The organism is Sphingomonas sp. R1, assembly GCF_025960285.1.
In the GTDB taxonomy this organism is placed as follows: domain Bacteria; phylum Pseudomonadota; class Alphaproteobacteria; order Sphingomonadales; family Sphingomonadaceae; genus Sphingomonas.
In genome coordinates this window covers 364304-384408 of sequence record NZ_CP110111.1, presented here as the reverse complement: position 1 = coordinate 384408, position 20105 = coordinate 364304, and the positions used below count along the sequence as shown (strand labels likewise).

The window sequence follows — 20105 nt, the reverse complement described above, 5'->3', positions numbered from 1 at the left end:
CAGGTCCAGCGCGATCGCCGCCGCATCGGGGCGCAGCACGGTGATCGCCTCGCGCGCCTCGGCATCTTCCATCCCGAGCGCCGCCTCATAGGTGGCGAGCAGTTCCTCGGCCTCGGCACGGTGATGCGGCTCCATGGCCCTCCGCGCGATCACCTGCCGGATCGTCTTGGTGTCATAGCCTTCGGCCTTGGCCTCGGCGTACACGTCGCGAATATCGTCGCTGATGCCGGCGCGCTCCTCGATCAGCCGTTCGATGCGCTCCACAAACAGCCGCAGCCGATCCCCGCTCATTGTGCAGCCCTCACCATGTCGTTGAAATCCATCCCCATCGGCGGGCGCTCGGCGCGCACCAGGCCCGCGCCGGCGTGCCGCCAGTGCTGCACCGCCGCAGTCGCGCAGATCTGCGCGCGTTCTGCCTGCCCGATCGTCCCGCGCACCCACTTGGCGCCGCGGCGGAACTGCAGCTTCTGATCGGCCATCGGCTTCATGTCGGCATCGACCAACACCACCGCCTCTGCCGCACCCTCGATCAGGAACGGCGGTCGCCCCAGCTCGGCGCGGATGTTCCACATCGGCCACACGCCATCCTTGCGCGCGATGCCACCCTGCAGATTGTCGAGGCTCAATGCGGCGGCGGCGGCACCGTCCCACTGGTTGCGTTGCACCCAGCTCCACACCGTTTCGATGCCCTCGCCGACCGCGATTCGCGCGCCGGGAACGTCGCCGGGACAACCCTGCAGCCATACCGCGCCGCGCTGCAGCCCGCCCCACATCTTGCGCTCGATCTTGTCACTGCCGTCCTGCCGCAGATAGGTGGCATGCACCCCCATCGGCTGGCCGTAGCGATCCACGATCAGGCCCAGCATCGCAGGCGCCCGCTTGCGCACATCGCTCTCGACAGCGCCGACGCGCCACGGCACCACCGCCGCCCGAGGATGAAAGCGCAGTGCGGAGAGCATGCGGAACTGCCGCACCCCGCCAGTATCCAGCCCGCGCCCGCGCAGATAGCGCTCCACGATCGTTCCCGGCGAGGGCAGCGAGGTGCGCCACAGCCACCGCGCCACCTCCACCGACGGCACCATCGCCGAATCCTCCCGCCGCGGCCCCGCGCGCTGCGCGATCGCCGCGTCTGCCTGGATCGGCTCGCCCTCGCCCAGCCGGCGGACGGCTTCCTTGAAGTCGACGCCCTCCGTTTCCTCCACCCAGCGGAACAAGTCGCCATGCGCACCGCAGCCGAAGCAATGATAGGTGCCGGTGGCGTCGCTCACATGGAAGCTGGGCGTCTTCTCCTTATGGAATGGGCAAAGCCCCTTGAACCCGCCCGAGCTGCGCCGCAGCTTCACCCGCTTGCCGATCAGGCCGGAAAGCGAGTGCCGGCGCCGGATGGCGTCCAGATCGGCAAGGCTTGCAGAAGGTGGCGACACGGATTCCCCCCGTAGATTTCGGGCTGTTCTGATTTGGGTGCCGGGCTTCGGGAGACGCCGCCCGGCGGGGCGCTAGGGCACGGGGTGTCCGCCCCGCTCTCCCGATCAGGTGGGCGCGGGCCCCGCGGGCAGCACGCAATAGTCCGGATAGTCGCTGTCCCGCTCTAGGCGGGCGCGGCAGGGCTTGATCCAGCGCAGCCGGGTATCGCCGGGCCACAGTCCGTCCGCGCCTCGCAGCCACACGATCCAGCAATAGCTGGTCGCCGAGCTGGCCTTTCGCCCTTCCACTTCCGCAAACGGGTCGACGGCATTGGCGCGGATCAGCCGGCCTTTGAGCATCACCACCCGTTCGGCGAACTGCAGCACATAGCTGGGCGGATTCGCCGTGAAGAGCCCGTTCACCCGTCCTTCCGATTCGAGGAACGCGGTTCGCACCAGCATCGCCACGCCGCGCTTGGCGGCATCGAACGCGGTGGCGATGAACGATTCCGCCAGGAAGAACGGCGGATTGGTGATCACCCAATCGGCCTTGGGATAGGCCCAGCCGAAGGACGGGAAGTCGATCAGCTGGTGATCGCCGTACGGCTGCACGTCGCTGGCGATCACCTCGGCGAAGCGCTCCCGCAGCGGCCGAACCATGTGCATTTCGCCGCACGCCGGCTCCCATGCCGTCTGGACGGCCATCGGCTCGTCCAGCTCGGCATCCAGCCACTCGCAAAGCGCCCGCGTCGCCCACGGCGGCGTGGGGAAATAGCCGAGCGCGTCACCTGCACGCTGGGCGCCAAGCGAGGACGTGGGGAGCGTGCCGACGGCCATCAGACGCGCAGCGGCATCAGGACCATGCCGAAATCGACAGGATCCACGTCGTCCACGATGGTGACAGGATCATTCGGCCCGCTCAGCCCGAACGTCACTAGCCTACCACGGCATGCATCGAGGCAGTCGAGCAGATACCGACCGTTGAACCCGATCTGCCACCCCTCGGGCATGCCCACGCTGTCCAGCACCGGAACCCGCACCGTGGCGCGGCTGTCGTCGCCGCCCCAATGCGCCGCCACTGAGCAGATCAGGGTCTTACCCTCCCGCTCGAACTTCACACCCGGCAGCTTCTCCACACCGGCCACCACCAGGGCCTGGAGCGCGCGGCGAAGCACCGCCACCTCCATCACCGCACGATGTTCGTGTCCCTTCGGGATCACCCGCGTATAGTCTGGGAAGGTGCCGTCGATCGTCTTGCTGCGGAAGGTCACCTTCAGGTCGCCCACCGCCGCCGCCATCGCTACGCGCGGATAGCCTACCGGCGCCGGTGCGGTGCCTTCCGCCGCAGACGGGGCATTTGCCGGCGCGGCATAGCCGACCACGAACGCCACCTCGTCACAGCGCGCGAACCGCTTCAGCGCTCGCGCGATCAGCGCCCGCGGCAGGATGACGCCGGTGAACCCGCTGCGATCCTGCACCGCGCCGGGCACCTTCAAATTGGCCCAGAACAGCCGGTGCCCATCAGTCGCCACGGCGCGCAGCGTCCATTCGTCGATCGGATGCAGGTAGATGCCGTTTAGGTAATAGCGCGTTTCCTCGCTGGACATCGCGTGCGAAACCCGCGCGATCGCGTCCAGCTCGCTGCCGCCCAGCACGCACGTCAGCACGTCCCGGCCAAACCCGGCCATGATGTCCAGCGGGAAATCCTCCGGCGGCACGCCCTTCACGGCCAGGCGGAAATCGCCCGTCGCCACGCCCACCGCCCCGGTGTCCTGCGGCTCCAGCAGAATCGCGCCGCCACCGGCATGTGCGATGGCCTTCCGCAGCCGATCCGGCTCGGGCAGCATAAACGGGCTCTGCGCAGCGCCGGTATAGGGCAGCTTCACCTCGCACCCCATGTCCAGATCGGTGGCGCTGATCGCCAGCGCTCCATTGGCATGCACATGCATCTGCCGCAGCACGGGGATCGAGGATCGGCGCTCCACCACCGATCCCGCTATATCCACCGCCTGCACGAACTTGCACGTTTCGATCTCGATCATGCTTGCCTTCCTCCGCTCAATATCGGCGCGGCAGGGGTGGCCAGGGCTCGCGGCAGGGGGCGCATTTGCCCTCCACCAGCCTTGGCGTCTCGTCGCCGCACTCTTCGCAATTGCCTGACACCCAGGCCTCGAAACCGGGCGCGGTCACCTGGGCGATAGCCCGTTCGTTCCGCGCTTGGGCAATCTCGCTGGCGATGTCGGCGTCGTCGGCCATCACACCATCGCCCGCTTCGTCGATCGGCCCGACTTCGGGTCCGTCGCGATCCGCCGTTCGCCCGGCTGCATCGGCCGCTGCAGCTGCACCAGCCCGGCCTTCACCGCCTTGCGCAGCCGATAATTCGCCGCGTCCGTGCCCGGCAGGCCACAGCGCACCACCAGCTCGCCATCGGTCGGGCACGGCTCCCCGGCATTGGCGCACCGCAGAACCTCGTCGGCCACGCGGCGCATCATCGGATCGGGGATGGTCCGCACCACGATCGCCGCCGGCACAACCTGCGCCGCCAGCTTCTCCGCGAACCACTCGATCTTGCCGCCCGCCAGCCGCCGGCTCTTCAGCGTCACTAGCTTCGCTGCGGCCAGCTCGCCCGCCAGCACCCACGTCGCCGAGGTGCGCGGCGGCACCATGCCTTGCGCATAGAGCTGCGTGTCACCCACGGCGGCGCGCTCCACCCACTCGCGGAACGCCTGCGCCTCGATCGCCATCGCCAGCGGCGGCAACTGGAACCGCACCGCCGCGGCATCGTTCTTGTCGGAACCCAGCGCGCTCATGTCCGCACCTCGAAAGGTACGGTGAGCCGACGCGGGAGGGGGTGAAACCACGCCGGCTCGCCACGGCGCGCTTTCACGCGGCCCGAAGGCCCCGCGCCGATCTCAAAAAATGGAATGGTCCCGCCCCCCGTCATGGCTCAGGCCGCTTGGCGCACGCGCGCGTTGAACCAGCCGATCGGCCGCTCGAACCACCAGCGGCAGGCGCTGCGGCGCCAGTCGCGGCGCTGGATCGTGCCCATGCTCCACAGCTGAATCTCCGCCGCCATGCTGGCGCACGGCACCACCTCGCCGGAAAGCACGCGCTCGAACATCGCCGGGTTTCCCACGGCCTGCCCGAAGCGCGCGATATCGTCGGCAGGATCGGCCGAACTGCCGATGATCCACGCCAGCTTGTGGGCGCCCAGGCTGGGCACGCTGGCCACCAGGTGCATGATCGTCATTTTCCCTCCTCGATGATGGCGCACATCTGCTCATCCAGCGCGGCGAGCAGCGCCTGCGCATCGGCAATCTGCTTGCTGATTTCCGTGGCCTCGCGGGCGTCGATCCGTTGATCGTCGGCCAGTGCCGAACACACACCGTTCGTCACGTCCGCCGCCTCGCTGCTCAGCTGGCCGGCGGTCCGCAGAAAGTCCCCCGCCCCGGCGGGTGCGGTCGGCAGCAGCACGAAAGTGCCGCCCAGTTCGCGACACAGCGCGCGGGTGATGTGCGGCCAGCCCTCGCGCTCGCGCGCCAGCGGCTCCAGATCCGCAATCACGTCGATCGAGGGCCAGCGATCAGGGCAGTTGATGTTCTGCGCGTCGCCCAGCACGGATTTGCCGACGCGGCAGAAGCCCGCCGCCGCCTCCAGCCCGCCCACGCCCTTGATCGTCTCTGCGAAGGCGCGCTTCAGCGCCAGGCGTTCCGGCTTCATGCTGCCAGCCCTCCGGGGAGGGTAGACACCCCCTCCCCTTCGGCTGCAGCCGCAACGGATCCAGAAGGAACGGCTGCAGAACCTAGTTCCGAAGTGTCGGAAATAATCGTTTCACTTCCGCGTGACGCTTGCTGCGCCTGCGAATTATCACCGGCGGCATGATCACCGCCGTCCCGATCCCGCAACACAGCGTCGATTGCTTCGCTCAGCGCGCGGATCTTCTTGCTGTTGGCGCCGCTCTTACCGTGCCGCCAGCGTGAAGGGGTTGAGCGCGCGATGCCAACCAGGTCGCAGGCTTCCGACATCCGGACGCCGGCCCTTTCAGCCTTGGCGAATAGCGCGTCTACAGGATCTTCCGTCATGGAACGCACCGGTATGAGCATTTTTGCTATTCGACAAGAGCATTTTTGCAAACAGCGCTCGATTAGCGATTTTGCTATCCGCTGCGACATGTCCGGGCTCGAACACGATCAGGCGCTAATTCGCGAGCTTTGCCAGTGGGTGAAGCTTACTCCGACAGCGCTCGCCCGCGAGGCTGGCGTTGCCGCCACCACGGTGACGCGACCCTATGCAGGAACTGCAAATTCAAGGATTAGCACCACCACGCTCGGCAAGCTGAAGGCAAGGTTCCCTGAATTCCCGGGCTGGACTCGGCCCGAACCTGACTTCATTCCGCCAACCGACGATCCAGATTACGTCACGGTCAAGGTTCTTCCCACATATGCGGGCATGGGCGGTGGCGGCACCGGCGACGGTGAGGAAGCGACAGCGTTGGTTCCTCGGCATCTTGTCGAGCGCGAGCTACGCGGACGCCCATCCGATTTCGAAATGGTGAATGTGCGCGGCGACAGCATGGAGCCGATCTTTCATCACGGCGATCAGCTCTTGATCGACAAACGAGATCGCAACCCGATCCAGCCCGGCCCCTTCGCCATCTTCGACGGCGACGCCTACCTGGTGAAGCTTGTCGAGCGTTGCCCAGGTAAACGCGGCTACTATCGGGTCTTTTCCGCGAACCCCCGCTACTCCGAGGTAGAGCTCTCAGAGGAAGAGGCATCAATCATGGGGAGGCCGGTTTGGTTCGCCCGCAGGCTCTGATCTGCACCGCCGCAGTTATAGCCCTATCGGCGTGCAGCCCAACGTCGGACGATCGAAACGAATCAGCAGCAGCTGAAAGTCCACGCCTAAAGTGGGAGCCTGCACCCGAAAGCAGCATGGTCGCAGAGTCCGTGATAGGCGATGCCAGCTTTGGGACCGAGGCGATACGATGTTGGCCCAAAAGCGGGCATTACGTGTGCCTTGTCGCCTCTCAGCTTACGAGCATCGGCTACACGTTCACCAAGATTGCGCTCGACAAGCTGCCAAACTCCCCACCGACCAGCGGCCATGGCTACAGTTGCACTGTAACGCCCGCACAGATGTTCAACGAAGAAATTACCGGCCCAAGCGGCAGACTCGTCAGCCGCGGCAGCCCATTTCTCAACGAACCAAGCTGGCCCGCAAACTACGTGCGCACCTTTATGCGCGATAACGGACTGAGCACCGCTTCGAGCTTTTTCGACTGCCGCCGCATCGCGCGCATCGTCGCAGGGGGTTCCCTTGCCACGGTAAGAACCACCGCCATCCGGAAAGCCATGCTGCTAGATTAGCATTATTGCTATTTTGCCATTGCACTGAAGAGCAATAATGCTATTCACCGCCTCCATCAAGCATGGAGGCGACAGTGGCGAATCCTCGCAAAGCAATCTCACTCCCCCGCAGCGGCCGGCTTCGTCCAGTGGCGCGGATGGTCAGCGGCCCGAATGTGTTGCCCAAGGCCCGCTTCGCCGCCCTGCATCTGCGCTGGGACCGCGAGCGATTCGGAGACACCGGCCCCGCATCGGCGGCACGCTGGTCGCACCTGGTCGCAATCCTTGCCGGGGCGGTGATCGCGCTCGCGCTCGCGGGTGCCCACTGATGCCCCGCGATCAGCGCCCCTTGCTGCCCGACGGCGCGGACAGCTGCCGCGCGCTCGCCTTCGCCATGCTCTGGACGCTGGTGCTGGTGGTGATCGCCACCGCCGCGCTGGCCCTTGGCTGGAGCCCGTTGCCATGACGGCCCGCCGCTATGCCTGCAAGCGCCGGGGCTGCTCCGGCCTGCGCGAAACCCGCCAGATGCTCTGCCCCGATTGCTGGGCGCTCGTCCCGCCGCTGCTGCGCAAGACGTACCTCGGCGCCCGCCGCCGACGCCTGACGCGCCTCGCGAAGATCGCGGCAGAGCAGATCCTGACGGCGCTCGGCCCGCGTCGACCGGCAGAGCCCAACGGCCCCGCGGCCCGCGCCGCGCACGCCAACCGAACCTACCACCGCATCGCCGCCCAGCTGGGCGAGCGCACCGACTTGGAGGCCGCAGAATGAGTACCGATCAGAACATTGGCGCATGCGACGAACCGGACTGCCCGAGCCAGCGCCTGCTGTATCAGACGAAGTGCGCGGCGCACTGCGTTCCCGAGGCAGAAGCCGCTGACCTGACATCGCTGATCAGCGCCGCGGTCGCGCGGCGCATGACGCCCGACTTCATCGAGAAGGAGGTGCAGACGCGCGTCGATAAACTGATCGTCGAGAGCATCGCCCAAGCGCTGCGCAGCTATAGCGAGGTCGGCAAGCTGATCGAGAAGGCGATCCAGGAGGCTCTGCGCGTCGACCGCCTCGACCTCCCCTCCTACGGCGCAACCGTCGCCGGCATGCTCAAGACGCAGATCGAGGCGCGCGTCGCGCCGCTGGTTGCGGGGCAGCTGGCCGCCGATATGGCTGAACTGCTGAATCTCGCTCCGAAGGAGGTGAAGCTCTCCGAGATCGCTGCCTACATGCTCAAGCCCTACGAGGACGACGGCGAGTGGGGCGAGCACATCACGGTCGTCGTGGAACAAAAAGACTACGGCAGCACCTGGATCAAGCTCGACGATGGCGAGGTCCTGAAAGGCCGCGATCTCTACAAGGCGAAATACCGCCTGATGGTCGACAAGGACGGCAGCATCGCCGGGTTCTATGTTCACGACAAGCCGGCCGCGACCAAGAGCTGGGTAGGCCGCGTCTACGGCATCGAGCAGAAGCTCCGGGCTTATGTTGCCTGCGGCACCAAGCTGATCATCGACGAAGACGCGGTGATCACGTCGGTGGGCGACTACTGATGCGCCAGCCGATCAACATCCCCACCGACGGCAGCGGCACCATGATGCTGATGCCGGCGCGCGAAGGCACGTGCGAGATCTGCGCGACTGCCCACAAGCCCGAGCTGCCGCACAACGCGCAGAGCCTTTTCTATCAGACGCGGTTCAATATCGAGCATGGCCGGGCGCCGGATTGGCGAGACGCGATGGCGCACTGCTCCGACGAGATGCGCGCGCTCTGGACAGAGCAGCTGACTGCCCGCGGCGTCGACGTCGAAGGCGGCGCGATCAACCCCGCGAAAACGGCAAGGAAGGCGCGATGATCTCCTACACCTCACCCGAGGATATGGCCGCCTGGGCGCGCGCCATGATGCAACGCCAGCCCGATTTCGTGATCGGTGCCCCCGCCTATCTCCGCCGCTGGTGGATCGTCCCGCGCAACGAGCAACAGAACGTCTACCTGCACGAGATCCTGCGCGACGACGATGACCGGGCGCTGCACGATCATCCGTGGGCGAACACCTCCATGCTGCTGATCGGCCGCTACCGCGAGATCACGCCAGAGGGCGCGTTCATTCGCGAGCCCGGCTCGATCGTGCACCGGCCGGCGGAAGCGCTCCACCGACTGGAGCTGATCGACAGCGAACCATGCGTGTCCCTTTTCTTCACCGGGCCGAAGGTCCGCGAGTGGGGCTTCGCATGCCCGAGCGGCTGGGTGCATTGGCGCGACTTCACCGGCGGCGAAAATGGCGAACTGATCGGCCGCGGCTGCGGCGAGGATGACATGGCGGAGGCCGTCGAGTGAATCGCACCGACGAGATCGCCCGCGATTGGCCCACCCTCGCGCAGGAGGCTGCGCGCATGCACGCTGCCCGCCAGCGCTATGCCGACAAGCTGGGCCAGGCCGGCGACCCGCGCGCCGCCGAGGAAGCCGATCGCGCCCGCGTGATGGGTGCGCTGGCCTCGATGTGGGCCGCGGTGGTCGCTCGCCAGGACGAGCCCGAGCTGCAGGCCAGCCATGCGGAGATCCGCCAGGATCTCGCCGGCATCCGCGATACGCTGGCGCAGCGCGCCGCCACCGCGCCGGACGAGGCGAACGCGATGCAACTGGCCCGCATCCAAGCGCTGATCTATCACCATGCACCGTGGTGGCCGCACTGCGATCGCCCGCACATCCTGTTCCTGCACCAGGTCAATCTGGCCGCGCGCGCCCGCTGGCCGCGCGGCGACGCAACGGAAGGCGGCACCCATGTAGACCGCAGCGCGGAGCGCGCAGCCTTGCGACAGGAGGCGGCGCGCATGCCTCGCGCCGTCTCCGACAAGCCCCAACCCCAGCAAGCGGGATTGTTCTGATGCCAAAGCCAACCAAGGGCACGGTGGTGCCGAATCGGTTCCAGCCCGTGATGATCGATACCGTTGATCGCGAGGCGCTTTTCGGCGGCCTGATCTCCGCCGGCCACACCGTCGAATATGCCCGCGTGCAGGCGGATACCCTGCCGTCTACCGATGGCGCGCTGCAGATGCTGGCCCGCCACCGCGAGGCATCCACAGCCGCGCTGACTGCTGAGATCCAGCGGTTGCGGGAGGCTTTGCGCGAAGCCGACGAGATGCTAGCCTTCTGGCCAGAAAACCCCGATGACTTGTCAGGCGATCTTTCAAGCGCGGCAGATGCCGTCCGCTCCCGGATCACTGCAGCCACTCGCGCCGCCCTATCCACCCCCTCCGAGGTAAGCAACCAAACTCAAGCGCTGGAAGGGAAAAGTTCCTTCTCGACCAGTGTCGGCGTTCTTGGCCCGCACCAACACCAATGGGCGTACGGCACGGCAACCGGTGGCTTGTCCTGTGTGAAGTGCCAGGAAACGCGAGCGTATGATCACCCGGATACGCAAGCGTATCTGGCGCAACTGCAACGAGGCCAGACCACCTACAGGGTAAGCGAGCCTGTTGCCGACGAGAGCGGTGGGGAGGGGGAGAGCTTCCAGCAGCGCGTGCAGCCGTGGCTTATGGCCTGCTTCGGCGAGATGATCGCGGGTGACCGTGAGGAGCGCAATCACCGCTTCCTCGAAGAGGCCCTTGAGCTTGTCCAGGCATGCGGATGCTCGGCCAGCGAGGCGCATCAGCTCGTAGACTATGTGTTCGGCCGCGACATCGGCGAGCCCACCCAAGAGGTCGGCGGCGTGATGGTGACGCTTGCCGCGCTCTGCCTCGCTAACGGGCTCGACATGCACGCGAACGGCGAAACGGAGCTGGCACGCATCTGGACGAAAGTGGAGGCGATCCGCGCCAAGCAGGCCGCCAAGCCCAAGCATTCGCCGCTTCCGCAGCACGTCGCCACCCCACCCAATCCCACCAACGGGGACGCTGTGGAGGATTCGGACGAAGAGATCGTCCCAGTCCCTCTGAGTGCTGCGCAAGCGGCAGAGGATCAAGCGTTGGGTGTTTGGCCGAGGTCAGAAGACCGCGTTCTTAACAACATCAACCGAAGCCTGCGCCTTGCCTTTATGGAAGGCTTCTACTTCGCCCACTTCTATGATGAATCAATACTCGCCCTAAGGAAGGACAACCGGAAGCTACGAGAGGCGCTGGACTGGTTCAGCGGCCAGCACCGGCTTAGCCTGCAGTACTATGCTTCGCCCGTCCCCGAGGGGGCTAGCGAAGACACGGGGTGGCAGGTGTTCCGCGAAAGCGGCTCCTCAGATGAGCTTCAGTTGGACATTGTTGGCCGTGGCAAGAGCCTGATCGACGCCATCCAGTCCGCTCTCGCCACCCTCGCCAAGCACGGAGGGGCGGAAGGATGAGCGAAGATGAAATCCTTGACGAAATCAGCAGCAGCCTTGGCCTGGAAAGCTGGTTTGAAGGGAAAACCCTAACCGTAATGATCGATGACGAGGGTACGACCCGGTTCGCCAAGCTGCGGCTGACTGGGGTGCTGGACAAACCTACCGCAGCCGATCTTCGGGGAGAGCCAGCATGACCGACCTAACCACACTAGCCGACCGAGTAGAAGCGGGGACGGTGGAGATCGCCGTTGGTGATAGGGTCATCGTTCATCCCGGCCCGGCTGCAGGGCTGGAATATCACGCGATTGTCGAGCGATTGACGGCAACCCGCGCGACTGTTCGGCCGGTAGATGTCGCGCTCTCCAAGCCGGCTTGGTGCAATAGCCGCCGGGCTAGATCCGTCCGTCTGTCAATGCTTTCCCGCGCCCACGCATCGGAGGCTACCAATGTCTGACGACGATTGGCTCAAACTCACCACCGTTGATCTTGGTGCCATTGGAAATGCTGAGCGCAAGCTGATCGGCTGGCTGCATCGGCGCTTTCTCGACAGGCTTCTGCGCCGCTTCGGCGGTATCCAGCAGTGCCCATGGTGCAAGCAATGCGCGCAGGCCCATGACGGCTGGCACTTCGACAGCTGGACGGATCCGAAGATTGACGCGCTTCACTGCGGCAACTGCGGCGGCGTGTCGCGATGGCGCTTTGAGCATGGGATGATGCCGCTGGAACCGATCGGCTTGCAGGCCCCCAATCCGGAGAAGGATCAGTCCAATGTCTGACGAGAGAGCGAGAGAGATTGCGGGGAAGCTGACGAAGGCGCAGCGGGAGGCGATGCTGGCGCTGACCCTGCCGGAGGGTGGTGGTAAATGGCCTGCCCGGCACGCACTGCGAGAAAAGGGCTTGCTAGGGCCGTTCCCGAACTACGGGTTTACGGACCTCGCCATCGCAGTCCGCCGCATCTTGGAGGAGAAAGAGTGACTGCCGCCGCGCGCTTCCGAAAGGCGGACATCAAACGCGCCCTCTCCGGCGCGCGTGAGGCCGGCTTTGCGCGCGTGCGAGTCGGCATTGACGTGAACGGCAATATGGTGATCGATGCCAGCGACGATCCCATGATGATCGTGGAGAAAGCCCCGAACCCCCTGGATAGGATCCTGCCCGGCCGATGAAGACGCGGTACAAGAACGTCACCATCGCCCCCGATCGCCACGGCAAGCTGCGCGCGCGCTTCCGAAAGGCGGGAGTGGCTCCCGTATACATGAAGACCCTGCCCGATCAGCCCGGCTTCGAAGCCGAATACAAGGCGCTGCTCGCCGGGGTGCCGTCGCAGATGGAAACGCGCCACGCGCCGGGCAGCGTTCACGATTTATGCACTCGCTATTATCGCGCGGCCGACTTTGCCGCAAAGGGCACGGCCGAAACGCGTACCCGCCGCCGTTGGCTGATCGAGAGCTTCCGCAACGAGTTCGGCAACGATCGCGTCACTGATTTCCGCTTCGAACACATCGAGGCAATCCTGATGAAGCGCACCGAGAAGCAGAAGCTGAAGAACGGCCGGACCTTCGGTGGCCAGGTCGCGGCGGTGAAGCTGCGCAAGGAACTACTGCGGCTGTTCGCCTACGCCAAAAAGCTCGAGTGGATCAGCTCGAACCCCGTGGCCGATGCGGAGAAGGTGGGCAAGGAACGGCTGCAGGGGTTTCACACCTGGAGCGAGGAAGACATCGCCGCGTACCAGAAGCACCACAAGCTGGGCACCAAGGCCCGGCTGGCGTTGGAAATCATCCTCTGGACCGGCCAGCGCCGCGGCGACGCCCGCCTCTTCGGCCCGAAGCACATCGTCAATGGCCGCATCAACTATCAGGCGGGGAAGACCGGCGATAACATCTGGATGCCCCTCGCCACCGATCTTCGCCGCGCGATCGATGCCATGCCCAGCGTCGGCATCAGCACCTACCTGGTGACCGAGTTCGGCAAGCCGTTCACGAAGGACGGCTTCGGCAACAAGATGCGCGAATGGTGCGACGAAGCAGGCCTGCCGAAATGCACCGCCCACGGCCTGCGCAAGGCGATCGCCCGCCGCATGGCCGAAAGCCGCCTCACCGACGAACAGATTATGTCGGTGGGCGGTTGGAAAAGCTCCAGCCAGGTGCGCACCTATACCGAGGCGGCCAACAAACGGGGGCTGGCGGACGGCGCGATTCAGCAGATTGACGGGCTGTATTCGACCAAGGATTGACCGTAGATTTGTCTAACCCTACCCCTTCGCGTTTGTCCAACCTACCACTAACATGCTGAATTTGCAGCACAAAGCCCAAGTGCTGGTGGGCCCGGCAGGACTCGAACCCGCAACCTAGCCGTTATGAGCGGCCAGCTCTAACCATTGAGCTACAGGCCCCCAGCACACATCGCCCCTAGCGGAGCCTGCGCCGTCGCCGCAAGCCCCGGCGCGACCAAGACCCTAGTGGCGGTGCGCCTGCTCCGCCGCAGCCTCCGCCGCCGCGGCCGGCAGGCGCAAGGTGAGCAGATCGGGCGCGATCCTCAGGCTGCCGCCCAGTTCGCGCGCCAGGTTTCGCGCCAGGCGAAGCGCGAAGCCGGTGCCGAGCAGCGCGCCATCCTCCTCATGCTCGTCATCGATGCCGAGCACGGCATCGCCCGGGAACTGGCCCAGCGCACGCGGGCGATCGATGCGGATCGCGACCTGCCCATCGCCCTCCAGCGCGAAGCGGACGCAGAGGCGCTCCTCCGCCGCCGTCGCCGAGACCAGCGTGGCCAACAGGCGTGCGAGCAGGCGTTCGATCGCACGGGGATCGCCCGCGACGAACAGTTCGCCCGGTGCCAGCGCGATGGACGACCCCCGAAGTGCCAGCAACTCGCCCAGATCGTCGACGATGCCAGCAAGCAGGGGCCGCACCGCCACGCGCCCAGCGGACAGCGACAGCGCCGCACTTTCGATGCGTGCCGCGAGATCGAGATCGTCGATCGCGCCGAGCAGTTCGCGCGCCTGGGCGCGGATCACCGCGGCGCGATCGCGGTATGGTTCCGGCACCGGCCCCAGCATTTCGGTCTCGATCATCTCGGCAAAGCCGGCGATCGCATTGGTGGGCGTGCGGAGTTCATGCACGATCTGGCGCAGTGCGTCCGCCTCGGGCGACACCCGCTGCGGCTCGGCGCGTTCGTCGCTGCGCGGACGGCGCGCATTGCCCCGATAGCCGGTGAAGCGACCGGTGACCTGGTCGAACACGGGAAGACCGGAGACCAGCCAGTCCCCGCCCGCGTCCGACTCGCCCGCGATCGTCAGGCGGGCATTGGTGAACCCGGCCCGCCGTCGAAAGGCGCCGCTGGCCACGCCGTCCAGGCGGCTACCGGCGGAAAGGCCCTGAAGATCGAGCGACAACCCGATTACCGGCTCTCGGCGCACACCTTCCACCCAGCGGACGACGCCCATCGCGTCGGTCTCGAACCGGAAACTGCGGGCGCGCTCGGGCGGTCGGCCGCGCTCGAAATGGTCGCGGTCCTGTCGGTAGCGCGCGATCCGCGCCATCAGATCGGCGACGGCGAACAAGCCATCGGGCGCATCTTCGCCGCGCATCGAGGGCTGCGCGTCGGCGCCGAGGGCGCCGGCGTCGCTGTGATCCGGCAGCACGAAATCCGCCGGGCCGAAGCTTTCCAGCGCGCGCAGGATTGCGGGAGCGAGATCGCGGCGATTGCGCAGCACATGGCGAGCCCCCGGCGCGAGTTTGGGGAGCAGCGCAAGCCAATCGCCTTCGCTCAACTGCGCGGTCCGCAACACGGGCAAGGCAACGCGCAGGTCATCGACCGCCAACAGCAGGACGAGCGCCGGCGGCGGGCATGCGCCTTCGAGCGCGCGGGCACTGGCGATCCTCGCCTCGATGGGGACCAGCGTTCGGATCGACGCAAGCATTTCCATCGCCCGGTCGTCCGCCGGCACGCGGCCGCGACCGATCAGGTCGACGAGCTGCCGCCAGGCGAGCGGCGCACCCGTCGCCGAGCGGACATCGCCCGCCAGCACCGTTTCCAGCGTATCGTCATACCGCAAGGGCAAAACCTATGGTCCCCCGAAGAGCCTGTCTCTCGATCCCGGCCTCTCCATACCGCCATGCAACCGGCTGTGGAAACAGTCCATTTCGGCACGTCGCAATGTGGGACAATTGCGTTGAAGCGTAATTTTATTATGCTAAAGCGCACATAGAAGAAACGAACCCACGCAGGAGCCCCAGAAAAAAATGCGATTCGACGAGATCGACGTCCGGATCCTTGGATTACTCCAGGAGAATGGCCGCATGACCAATGTCGAGCTGGCCGACCGGGTCGGACTGACTGCCCCACCCTGCCTGCGTCGCGTCCGCGCGCTGGAACAGGAAGGCGCCATCAAGGGATATCATGCCGCGCTGGACCCCGCCGCGCTCGGCTACAATCTGACCGTCTTCGCGATGGTAAGCCTTAAAAGTCAAGCCGAAAGCGACCTGCGGGCCTTCGAACAGCTCGTTGCGGAGATTCCGGAGGTTCGCGAATGCCACATGCTCAACGGCGAGATTGACTTCATCCTGAAGATCGTTGCGCCGGATCTGCAGAGCTTCCAGACCATCCTTACGACGCGGCTCACCACCGCCCCCAATGTTGAGCACGTCAAGACGTCCCTCACCATCCGGACCGCCAAGGCCCTGCCCGGCGTGCCCGTGCCTGACCACCAGGGCTAAACGAAAAAGGGGCGGCCCCGCGGGACCGCCCCTTTCCGGTTCGAAACGGCGCGGCTCAGGAGAGCGCCGGGAGATCCAGTGCCACCGTCCACAGCGCAGCGAGATCGACGGCCGGTGCCGCCTTGATCTGACCGAAGGTGGTCCGCGCATCTTCCTTGCGGCCGAGATTGTAGAGCGCGATGCCGCGGTGCAGGTTGACGTCGTCGGATGCAACGCCGCCCTTCTGCAGTGCCACGTCGTACAGTTCCACGGCCTTGGCATAGTCGCCAGAGGCGAGGAACGCGTCGCCGGTCTGCGCTGCCATCTTGCCGTTCGCGGCAGCCTGCGACTGCTTGATCAGCGGGGTGAGCGAGCCTTCGGCCTTCGCCTTGGTCTGAGCCGAGGCGTAGATGCGGGCGATGTCCGGGTTGCCCGCCGGGATCTTGCCCGTCGAACGGCCCTCGTCGATCGCGGCCACGGCTTCCCATGGCAGGCCTGCCGAGTTCACCGATTCCGCATAATCGACATAGTCGTTCTGGTCGGCCATCACCTTGGTGGTGCGCAGCAGGCGATAGAGATCGATACGCTGCGCCGAGGTCAGACGACCGCCCGCCGAATCCGCGCTGCCGCGCATCACCAGAACGCCCCAGCGCCAGTTCTGCTTGGTCGGATAGTCGGCGATCATCTTCTTCATCCACTCCGCCGTGGCGGCGCGGTTGCCCGTCGCGTACACGCGCGGGATCGCGAACTGGTACCAGGCGACCGGCGGCTTCTGACCGGTGGCCTTCACCGCCTGGATCGCGCGATCCACTTCGGCGACCGACTCGTTCGGCTTGCCGGTCTGCGCATAGGCATTGGCAAGTGCGATCGAGATGTCGAAGTCGTTATTGCCGGCCTCGCGCGCCTTCAGCAGGCCATCGATCCCCTCGGCATACTTCTTCTCGTTGAGCGCCTGGTTGCCGATGATCGTGTAATATTGCCGCTTGTAGATCGGCAGCTCGTTCGCAGGCGTGCGCGGGCTGGCGATCAGGATCGGCAGCGTCTTGGTGAGGCCAGCCATGTCGTTCTGGCCGATCTGCACGCGCGAGCGAAGATAGGCGGCATAATATTTCTCGTCGTCGTTCTGCGCGACCTGATCGAGCGCATCGACCGCAGGTGCTGCGACTGCCCAGTTCTTGGCCTGCACCGCTTCCATTGCCGGGGCGGCTGCCTTGCGGAAGGCATCCCCCACCTTGAGCGCGTTGGGATCTTCCTTCGCGGCGCCCTTCTTGTCCTTCTGGGCGAGCGCCGGCGTCGCCACCAGCGCGGGTGCCCCCAGCGCAAGCATCGCGGTCAGCGCAAGCTTCGAAACAAACTTCATGTGAAACTCTCCTCGTCGGCCAGGCGGCGTCGCTCGTTCCTCTAAAGGCGCACTCTACACCATTCAAGCATGCTTGCCGTGCGGCAGATGCGCTGAATGTGGCTTGAACAGCCGCCATTGCGGACCTGAAACGTGCAGGTGCGAACTTGGCTCCCAATGCTCCCCACGCGCGTGCGTACGCGCGGGCGCGGGGTTGGCAGGAGGCATGTGGGCGGCTAGAGCCATATCAGCGTAACAAAAACCCGAAAGTCTGTTGCATTGACCGACGAGACCCTGCTCGCCGACCCTTCTGACATTACCCCGATCTCGATCGTCGACGAGATGAAGACCTCGTACCTCGATTACGCGATGAGCGTGATCGTGGCGCGCGCCCTGCCCGACGTTCGGGACGGCCTGAAGCCCGTCCACCGCCGCATCCTCTATGCCGCCCAGGAAGGCGGCTATGTCGCCGGACGGCCCTACCGCAAGTCCGCCCGCCTGGTCGGTGACGTGATGGGTAAATACCACCCGCACGGCGACAGCTCGATCTACGACGCGATGGCGCGCATGGCGCAGGACTGGGCGATGCGCGTGCCGCTGATCGACGGCCAGGGAAATTTCGGCTCGATGGACCCGGATCCGCCCGCCGCGATGCGCTACACCGAAGCGCGCCTCGCTCGCGTGGCGACGGCGCTGCTCGACGATATCGAGAAGGACACGGTCGACTTCGTGCCGAACTATGACGGCTCGGAAAGCGAGCCGTCGGTCTTGCCCGCCCGCTTCCCCAATTTGCTGGTCAACGGCGCGGGCGGCATCGCGGTCGGCATGGCGACCAACATTCCGCCGCACAATCTCGGCGAAGTGATCAACGCCTGCCTCGCCTATATCGACAATGGCGCGGTCACGCTCGAAGAGCTGATGGAGCTGGTGCCGGGGCCGGACTTCCCGACCGGCGCGGTGATCCTCGGGCGTTCGGGCTGCCGCTCGGCCTATCAGACCGGCCGCGGCTCGATCCTGGTGCGCTCGCGCCACGAGTTCGAGCAGCGCGGCGAGCGCCGCTCGATCGTGCTCACCGAAATCCCCTACCAGCAGGGCAAGAACGCGCTGGTCGAGAAGATCGCCGAGGCCGCCAAGGAAAAGCGGATCGAAGGCGTCTCCGACATTCGCGACGAAAGCTCGCGCGAGGGCGTGCGCATCGTCATCGACCTGCGCCGCGACGCGACGCCCGAGGTGGTGCTCAACCAGATCTGGCGGAACACCCCCGCCCAGTCGAGCTTCCCGGCCAACATGCTCGCGATCCGCGGCGGCCGCCCGGAACTGCTCAACCTGCGCGACATCATCGAGGCCTTCGTCAAGTTCCGCGAGGAGGTCATCACCCGCCGCTCGAAGTTCGAGCTGGCCAAGGCGCGCGACCGTGCGCACATCTTGCTCGGCCTGGTGATCGCGGTCACCAATCTCGACGAGATGGTGAAGATCATCCGCGGCTCGTCGAGCCCGGCCGCCGCGCGCGAGGCGTTGCTCGCCCGCGAATGGCCGATCGCCGAGATCGCGCCGTACATCCGCCTCGTCGAGGCGGTGGACACCGAGGTGACCGGCGATACCTACCGCCTGTCCGACACCCAGGTTCGCGCGATCCTCGACCTGCGCCTGCACCGCCTCACCGCGCTCGGCCGCGACGAGATCGGCGACGAGCTCAAGGAACTCGCCGATTCGATCGCCGAACTGCTCGAGATCCTCGGCAATCGTGCCAAGCTCTACGAAGTACTGCGCGGCGAGCTGGTGCTGATCCGCGACACCTATGCCACCCCGCGCAAGACCGAGATCGCCGCCGCCGCCGACGGCATCGACGACGAGGACCTGATCGAGCGCGAGGACATGGTCGTGACCGTCACGGTCCAGGGCTATATCAAGCGCACCCCGCTCGATGCCTTCCGCGCCCAGGCGCGCGGCGGCAAGGGCCGCGCCGGCATGGCGACCAAGGACGAGGATGCGATCACCGAGCTGTTCGTCACCTCGACGCACACGCCGGTGCTGTTCTTCTCCACGCTTGGCCGCGTCTATCGCATGAAGGTGTGGCGCCTGCCCGAGGGCGGCCCCGCCACCCGCGGCCGGCCGATGATCAACCTGCTGCCGCTTGCCAATGGCGAGACGATTTCGACCGTGCTCCCGCTGCCGGAGGACGAGGACGAGTGGGCGAACCTCCACGTGATGTTCGCCACCGCCAAGGGCAATGTCCGGCGGAACAGCATGGACCTGTTCACGAACGTGCCCTCGAACGGCAAGATCGCGATGAAGTTCGAAGGCGAAGACGAGGATGATCGCCTGATCGGCGTCGCCCTGCTCAACGAAGGCGACGACGTTCTGCTGGCGACGCGCGCCGGCAAGGCGATCCGCTTCCCCGGCGAGGACGTCCGCGCCTTCCAGAGCCGGGCTTCCACCGGCGTGCGCGGCATGCGGCTGGGCGACGGCGACCAGGTGATGTCGCTGTCGATCCTGCACCGCTCGGGCGCCAGCCAGGAAGAGCGCGACACCTATCTCCGCTTCGCCCCCTGGAAGGGCGAGCGCGAAGGCGAGCATGGCTTGGATGAGTCGCGCTTCGAGGAGATGAAGAGTCGCGAGCAGTTCATCCTCACCGTCTGCGCCAACGGCTATGGAAAGCTCAGCTCCGCCTATGAATATCGCCGCACGGGTCGTGGCGGCCAGGGCATCACCAACATCGACAACATCGCCCGCAACGGGCCGGTGGTGGCGAGCTTCCCGGCGACCAAGGGACACCAGCTCATGTTGGTGACCGACCAGGCCAAGATGATCCGCATGTCGCTGGGCGATCTGCGCGTGATCGGCCGCAACTCGGCGGGCGTGCGGCTGTTCAACGTCGCGCAGAACGAGCATGTCGTCTCGGCGGCACGCATCGAAGAGAACGAGGACGAGGCCGAGATGAACCTGGGCGATGGCGCAGTGGCCAGCGAAGCAACGCCGGACGCGGTGCCGGGTGAAGACCTCGCCGACGGCGGCGAGGGCTGA

At 66.0% G+C, this 20105-nt stretch carries 27 protein-coding genes, 1 tRNA gene and 1 pseudogene; 17 read left to right on the top strand and 12 right to left on the bottom strand.

Annotated features, from left to right (window positions below; all coding sequences use genetic code 11):
* Window positions 1–69 precede the first annotated feature (69 nt).
* The 9 genes and pseudogenes from OIM94_RS01875 to OIM94_RS01835 form a co-directional block, all read right to left on the bottom strand.
* Window positions 70–291, bottom strand: a pseudogene (locus OIM94_RS01875) (DUF2312 domain-containing protein); the annotation flags it as partial.
* Complete coding sequence (locus OIM94_RS01870) at window positions 288–1424, bottom strand: CHC2 zinc finger domain-containing protein (RefSeq protein ID WP_264608439.1); 1137 nt, start codon at window positions 1422–1424, stop codon at window positions 288–290. The pseudogene OIM94_RS01875 and the gene OIM94_RS01870, both read right to left, overlap by 4 nt.
* 105 nt (window positions 1425–1529) lie before the next feature.
* Complete coding sequence (locus tag OIM94_RS01865; protein ID WP_264608438.1) at window positions 1530–2240, bottom strand: hypothetical protein; 711 nt, start codon at window positions 2238–2240, stop codon at window positions 1530–1532.
* The gene (locus tag OIM94_RS01860; RefSeq protein WP_264608437.1) at window positions 2240–3445 is read right to left on the bottom strand and encodes a DNA polymerase III subunit beta; all 1206 of its coding nucleotides are present in this window, start codon (window positions 3443–3445) and stop codon (window positions 2240–2242) included. The genes OIM94_RS01865 and OIM94_RS01860 overlap by 1 nt, the downstream gene beginning before the upstream one ends.
* A 16-nt stretch (window positions 3446–3461) precedes the next feature.
* Window positions 3462–3659: a conjugal transfer protein TraR gene (locus OIM94_RS01855; protein ID WP_264608436.1), complete on the bottom strand. Its 198-nt coding sequence runs from the start codon at window positions 3657–3659 to the stop codon at window positions 3462–3464.
* Window positions 3659–4213: a hypothetical protein gene (locus tag OIM94_RS01850; RefSeq protein ID WP_264608435.1), complete on the bottom strand. Its 555-nt coding sequence runs from the start codon at window positions 4211–4213 to the stop codon at window positions 3659–3661. Before OIM94_RS01850 ends, OIM94_RS01855 begins: the two co-directional genes overlap by 1 nt.
* A 137-nt stretch (window positions 4214–4350) precedes the next feature.
* Complete coding sequence (locus OIM94_RS01845; protein WP_264608434.1) at window positions 4351–4653, bottom strand: hypothetical protein; 303 nt, start codon at window positions 4651–4653, stop codon at window positions 4351–4353.
* Window positions 4650–5123, bottom strand: a complete 474-nt coding sequence (locus OIM94_RS01840; RefSeq protein WP_264608433.1) for a phage regulatory CII family protein — start codon at window positions 5121–5123, stop codon at window positions 4650–4652. Before OIM94_RS01840 ends, OIM94_RS01845 begins: the two co-directional genes overlap by 4 nt.
* The gene (locus OIM94_RS01835) at window positions 5120–5485 is read right to left on the bottom strand and encodes a hypothetical protein (protein ID WP_264608432.1); all 366 of its coding nucleotides are present in this window, start codon (window positions 5483–5485) and stop codon (window positions 5120–5122) included. Before OIM94_RS01835 ends, OIM94_RS01840 begins: the two co-directional genes overlap by 4 nt.
* Here OIM94_RS01835 and OIM94_RS01830 point away from each other — a divergent pair.
* The 15 genes from OIM94_RS01830 to OIM94_RS01760 all read left to right on the top strand — a co-directional run bounded on the left by OIM94_RS01830 (window position 5484) and on the right by OIM94_RS01760 (window position 13281).
* Window positions 5484–6221, top strand: coding sequence for a helix-turn-helix transcriptional regulator (locus OIM94_RS01830; protein ID WP_264608431.1), 738 nt, complete (start codon window positions 5484–5486; stop codon window positions 6219–6221). The genes OIM94_RS01835 and OIM94_RS01830 overlap by 2 nt on opposite strands.
* Window positions 6222–6415: 194 nt before the next feature.
* Window positions 6416–6772: a hypothetical protein gene (locus OIM94_RS01825; RefSeq protein WP_264608430.1), complete on the top strand. Its 357-nt coding sequence runs from the start codon at window positions 6416–6418 to the stop codon at window positions 6770–6772.
* A 128-nt stretch (window positions 6773–6900) separates the two neighbouring features.
* Window positions 6901–7080: a hypothetical protein gene (locus OIM94_RS01820; RefSeq protein WP_264608429.1), complete on the top strand. Its 180-nt coding sequence runs from the start codon at window positions 6901–6903 to the stop codon at window positions 7078–7080.
* The gene (locus OIM94_RS01815) at window positions 7080–7217 is read left to right on the top strand and encodes a hypothetical protein (RefSeq protein ID WP_264608428.1); all 138 of its coding nucleotides are present in this window, start codon (window positions 7080–7082) and stop codon (window positions 7215–7217) included. Before OIM94_RS01820 ends, OIM94_RS01815 begins: the two co-directional genes overlap by 1 nt.
* The gene (locus tag OIM94_RS01810; RefSeq protein WP_264608427.1) at window positions 7214–7519 is read left to right on the top strand and encodes a hypothetical protein; all 306 of its coding nucleotides are present in this window, start codon (window positions 7214–7216) and stop codon (window positions 7517–7519) included. Before OIM94_RS01815 ends, OIM94_RS01810 begins: the two co-directional genes overlap by 4 nt.
* Window positions 7516–8292: a hypothetical protein gene (locus OIM94_RS01805; protein WP_264608426.1), complete on the top strand. Its 777-nt coding sequence runs from the start codon at window positions 7516–7518 to the stop codon at window positions 8290–8292. Before OIM94_RS01810 ends, OIM94_RS01805 begins: the two co-directional genes overlap by 4 nt.
* Window positions 8292–8594: a hypothetical protein gene (locus tag OIM94_RS01800; protein ID WP_264608425.1), complete on the top strand. Its 303-nt coding sequence runs from the start codon at window positions 8292–8294 to the stop codon at window positions 8592–8594. Before OIM94_RS01805 ends, OIM94_RS01800 begins: the two co-directional genes overlap by 1 nt.
* A complete protein-coding gene (locus OIM94_RS01795) occupies window positions 8591–9076 on the top strand; it encodes a hypothetical protein (RefSeq protein ID WP_264608424.1) in 486 nt (161 codons plus the stop codon). The genes OIM94_RS01800 and OIM94_RS01795 overlap by 4 nt, the downstream gene beginning before the upstream one ends.
* Window positions 9073–9624: a hypothetical protein gene (locus OIM94_RS01790; RefSeq protein WP_264608423.1), complete on the top strand. Its 552-nt coding sequence runs from the start codon at window positions 9073–9075 to the stop codon at window positions 9622–9624. The genes OIM94_RS01795 and OIM94_RS01790 overlap by 4 nt, the downstream gene beginning before the upstream one ends.
* Complete coding sequence (locus tag OIM94_RS01785) at window positions 9624–11069, top strand: IS110 family transposase (RefSeq protein ID WP_264608422.1); 1446 nt, start codon at window positions 9624–9626, stop codon at window positions 11067–11069. The genes OIM94_RS01790 and OIM94_RS01785 overlap by 1 nt, the downstream gene beginning before the upstream one ends.
* Entirely contained in the window at window positions 11066–11245 is a 180-nt protein-coding gene (locus OIM94_RS01780) for a hypothetical protein (RefSeq protein WP_264608421.1), read from the top strand. Before OIM94_RS01785 ends, OIM94_RS01780 begins: the two co-directional genes overlap by 4 nt.
* Window positions 11246–11497: 252 nt before the next feature.
* Entirely contained in the window at window positions 11498–11827 is a 330-nt protein-coding gene (locus OIM94_RS01775; RefSeq protein WP_264608420.1) for a hypothetical protein, read from the top strand.
* Window positions 11820–12026, top strand: a complete 207-nt coding sequence (locus OIM94_RS01770) for a hypothetical protein (RefSeq protein ID WP_264608419.1) — start codon at window positions 11820–11822, stop codon at window positions 12024–12026. The genes OIM94_RS01775 and OIM94_RS01770 overlap by 8 nt, the downstream gene beginning before the upstream one ends.
* The gene (locus tag OIM94_RS01765; protein WP_264608418.1) at window positions 12023–12214 is read left to right on the top strand and encodes a hypothetical protein; all 192 of its coding nucleotides are present in this window, start codon (window positions 12023–12025) and stop codon (window positions 12212–12214) included. The genes OIM94_RS01770 and OIM94_RS01765 overlap by 4 nt, the downstream gene beginning before the upstream one ends.
* Window positions 12211–13281, top strand: a complete 1071-nt coding sequence (locus tag OIM94_RS01760; protein WP_264608417.1) for a tyrosine-type recombinase/integrase — start codon at window positions 12211–12213, stop codon at window positions 13279–13281. The genes OIM94_RS01765 and OIM94_RS01760 overlap by 4 nt, the downstream gene beginning before the upstream one ends.
* Before the next feature lie 83 nt (window positions 13282–13364).
* On the opposite strand, the gene OIM94_RS01755 is transcribed toward OIM94_RS01760, so the two are convergent.
* Window positions 13365–13440, bottom strand: a tRNA-Ile gene (locus OIM94_RS01755).
* Window positions 13441–13503: 63 nt separating this feature from the next.
* Window positions 13504–15102, bottom strand: coding sequence for a histidine kinase dimerization/phospho-acceptor domain-containing protein (locus OIM94_RS01750; protein WP_264608416.1), 1599 nt, complete (start codon window positions 15100–15102; stop codon window positions 13504–13506).
* 187 nt (window positions 15103–15289) lie between these two features.
* Between OIM94_RS01750 and OIM94_RS01745 the strand changes: the two genes are divergently transcribed.
* Window positions 15290–15763, top strand: a complete 474-nt coding sequence (locus OIM94_RS01745; RefSeq protein WP_264608415.1) for an Lrp/AsnC family transcriptional regulator — start codon at window positions 15290–15292, stop codon at window positions 15761–15763.
* A gap of 55 nt (window positions 15764–15818) precedes the next feature.
* On the opposite strand, the gene OIM94_RS01740 is transcribed toward OIM94_RS01745, so the two are convergent.
* A complete protein-coding gene (locus tag OIM94_RS01740) occupies window positions 15819–17102 on the bottom strand; it encodes a tetratricopeptide repeat protein (protein ID WP_264608414.1) in 1284 nt (427 codons plus the stop codon).
* A 258-nt stretch (window positions 17103–17360) separates the two neighbouring features.
* Here OIM94_RS01740 and gyrA point away from each other — a divergent pair, with 258 nt between their 5' ends.
* A complete protein-coding gene (gyrA, locus tag OIM94_RS01735; protein ID WP_264608413.1) occupies window positions 17361–20105 on the top strand; it encodes a DNA gyrase subunit A in 2745 nt (914 codons plus the stop codon).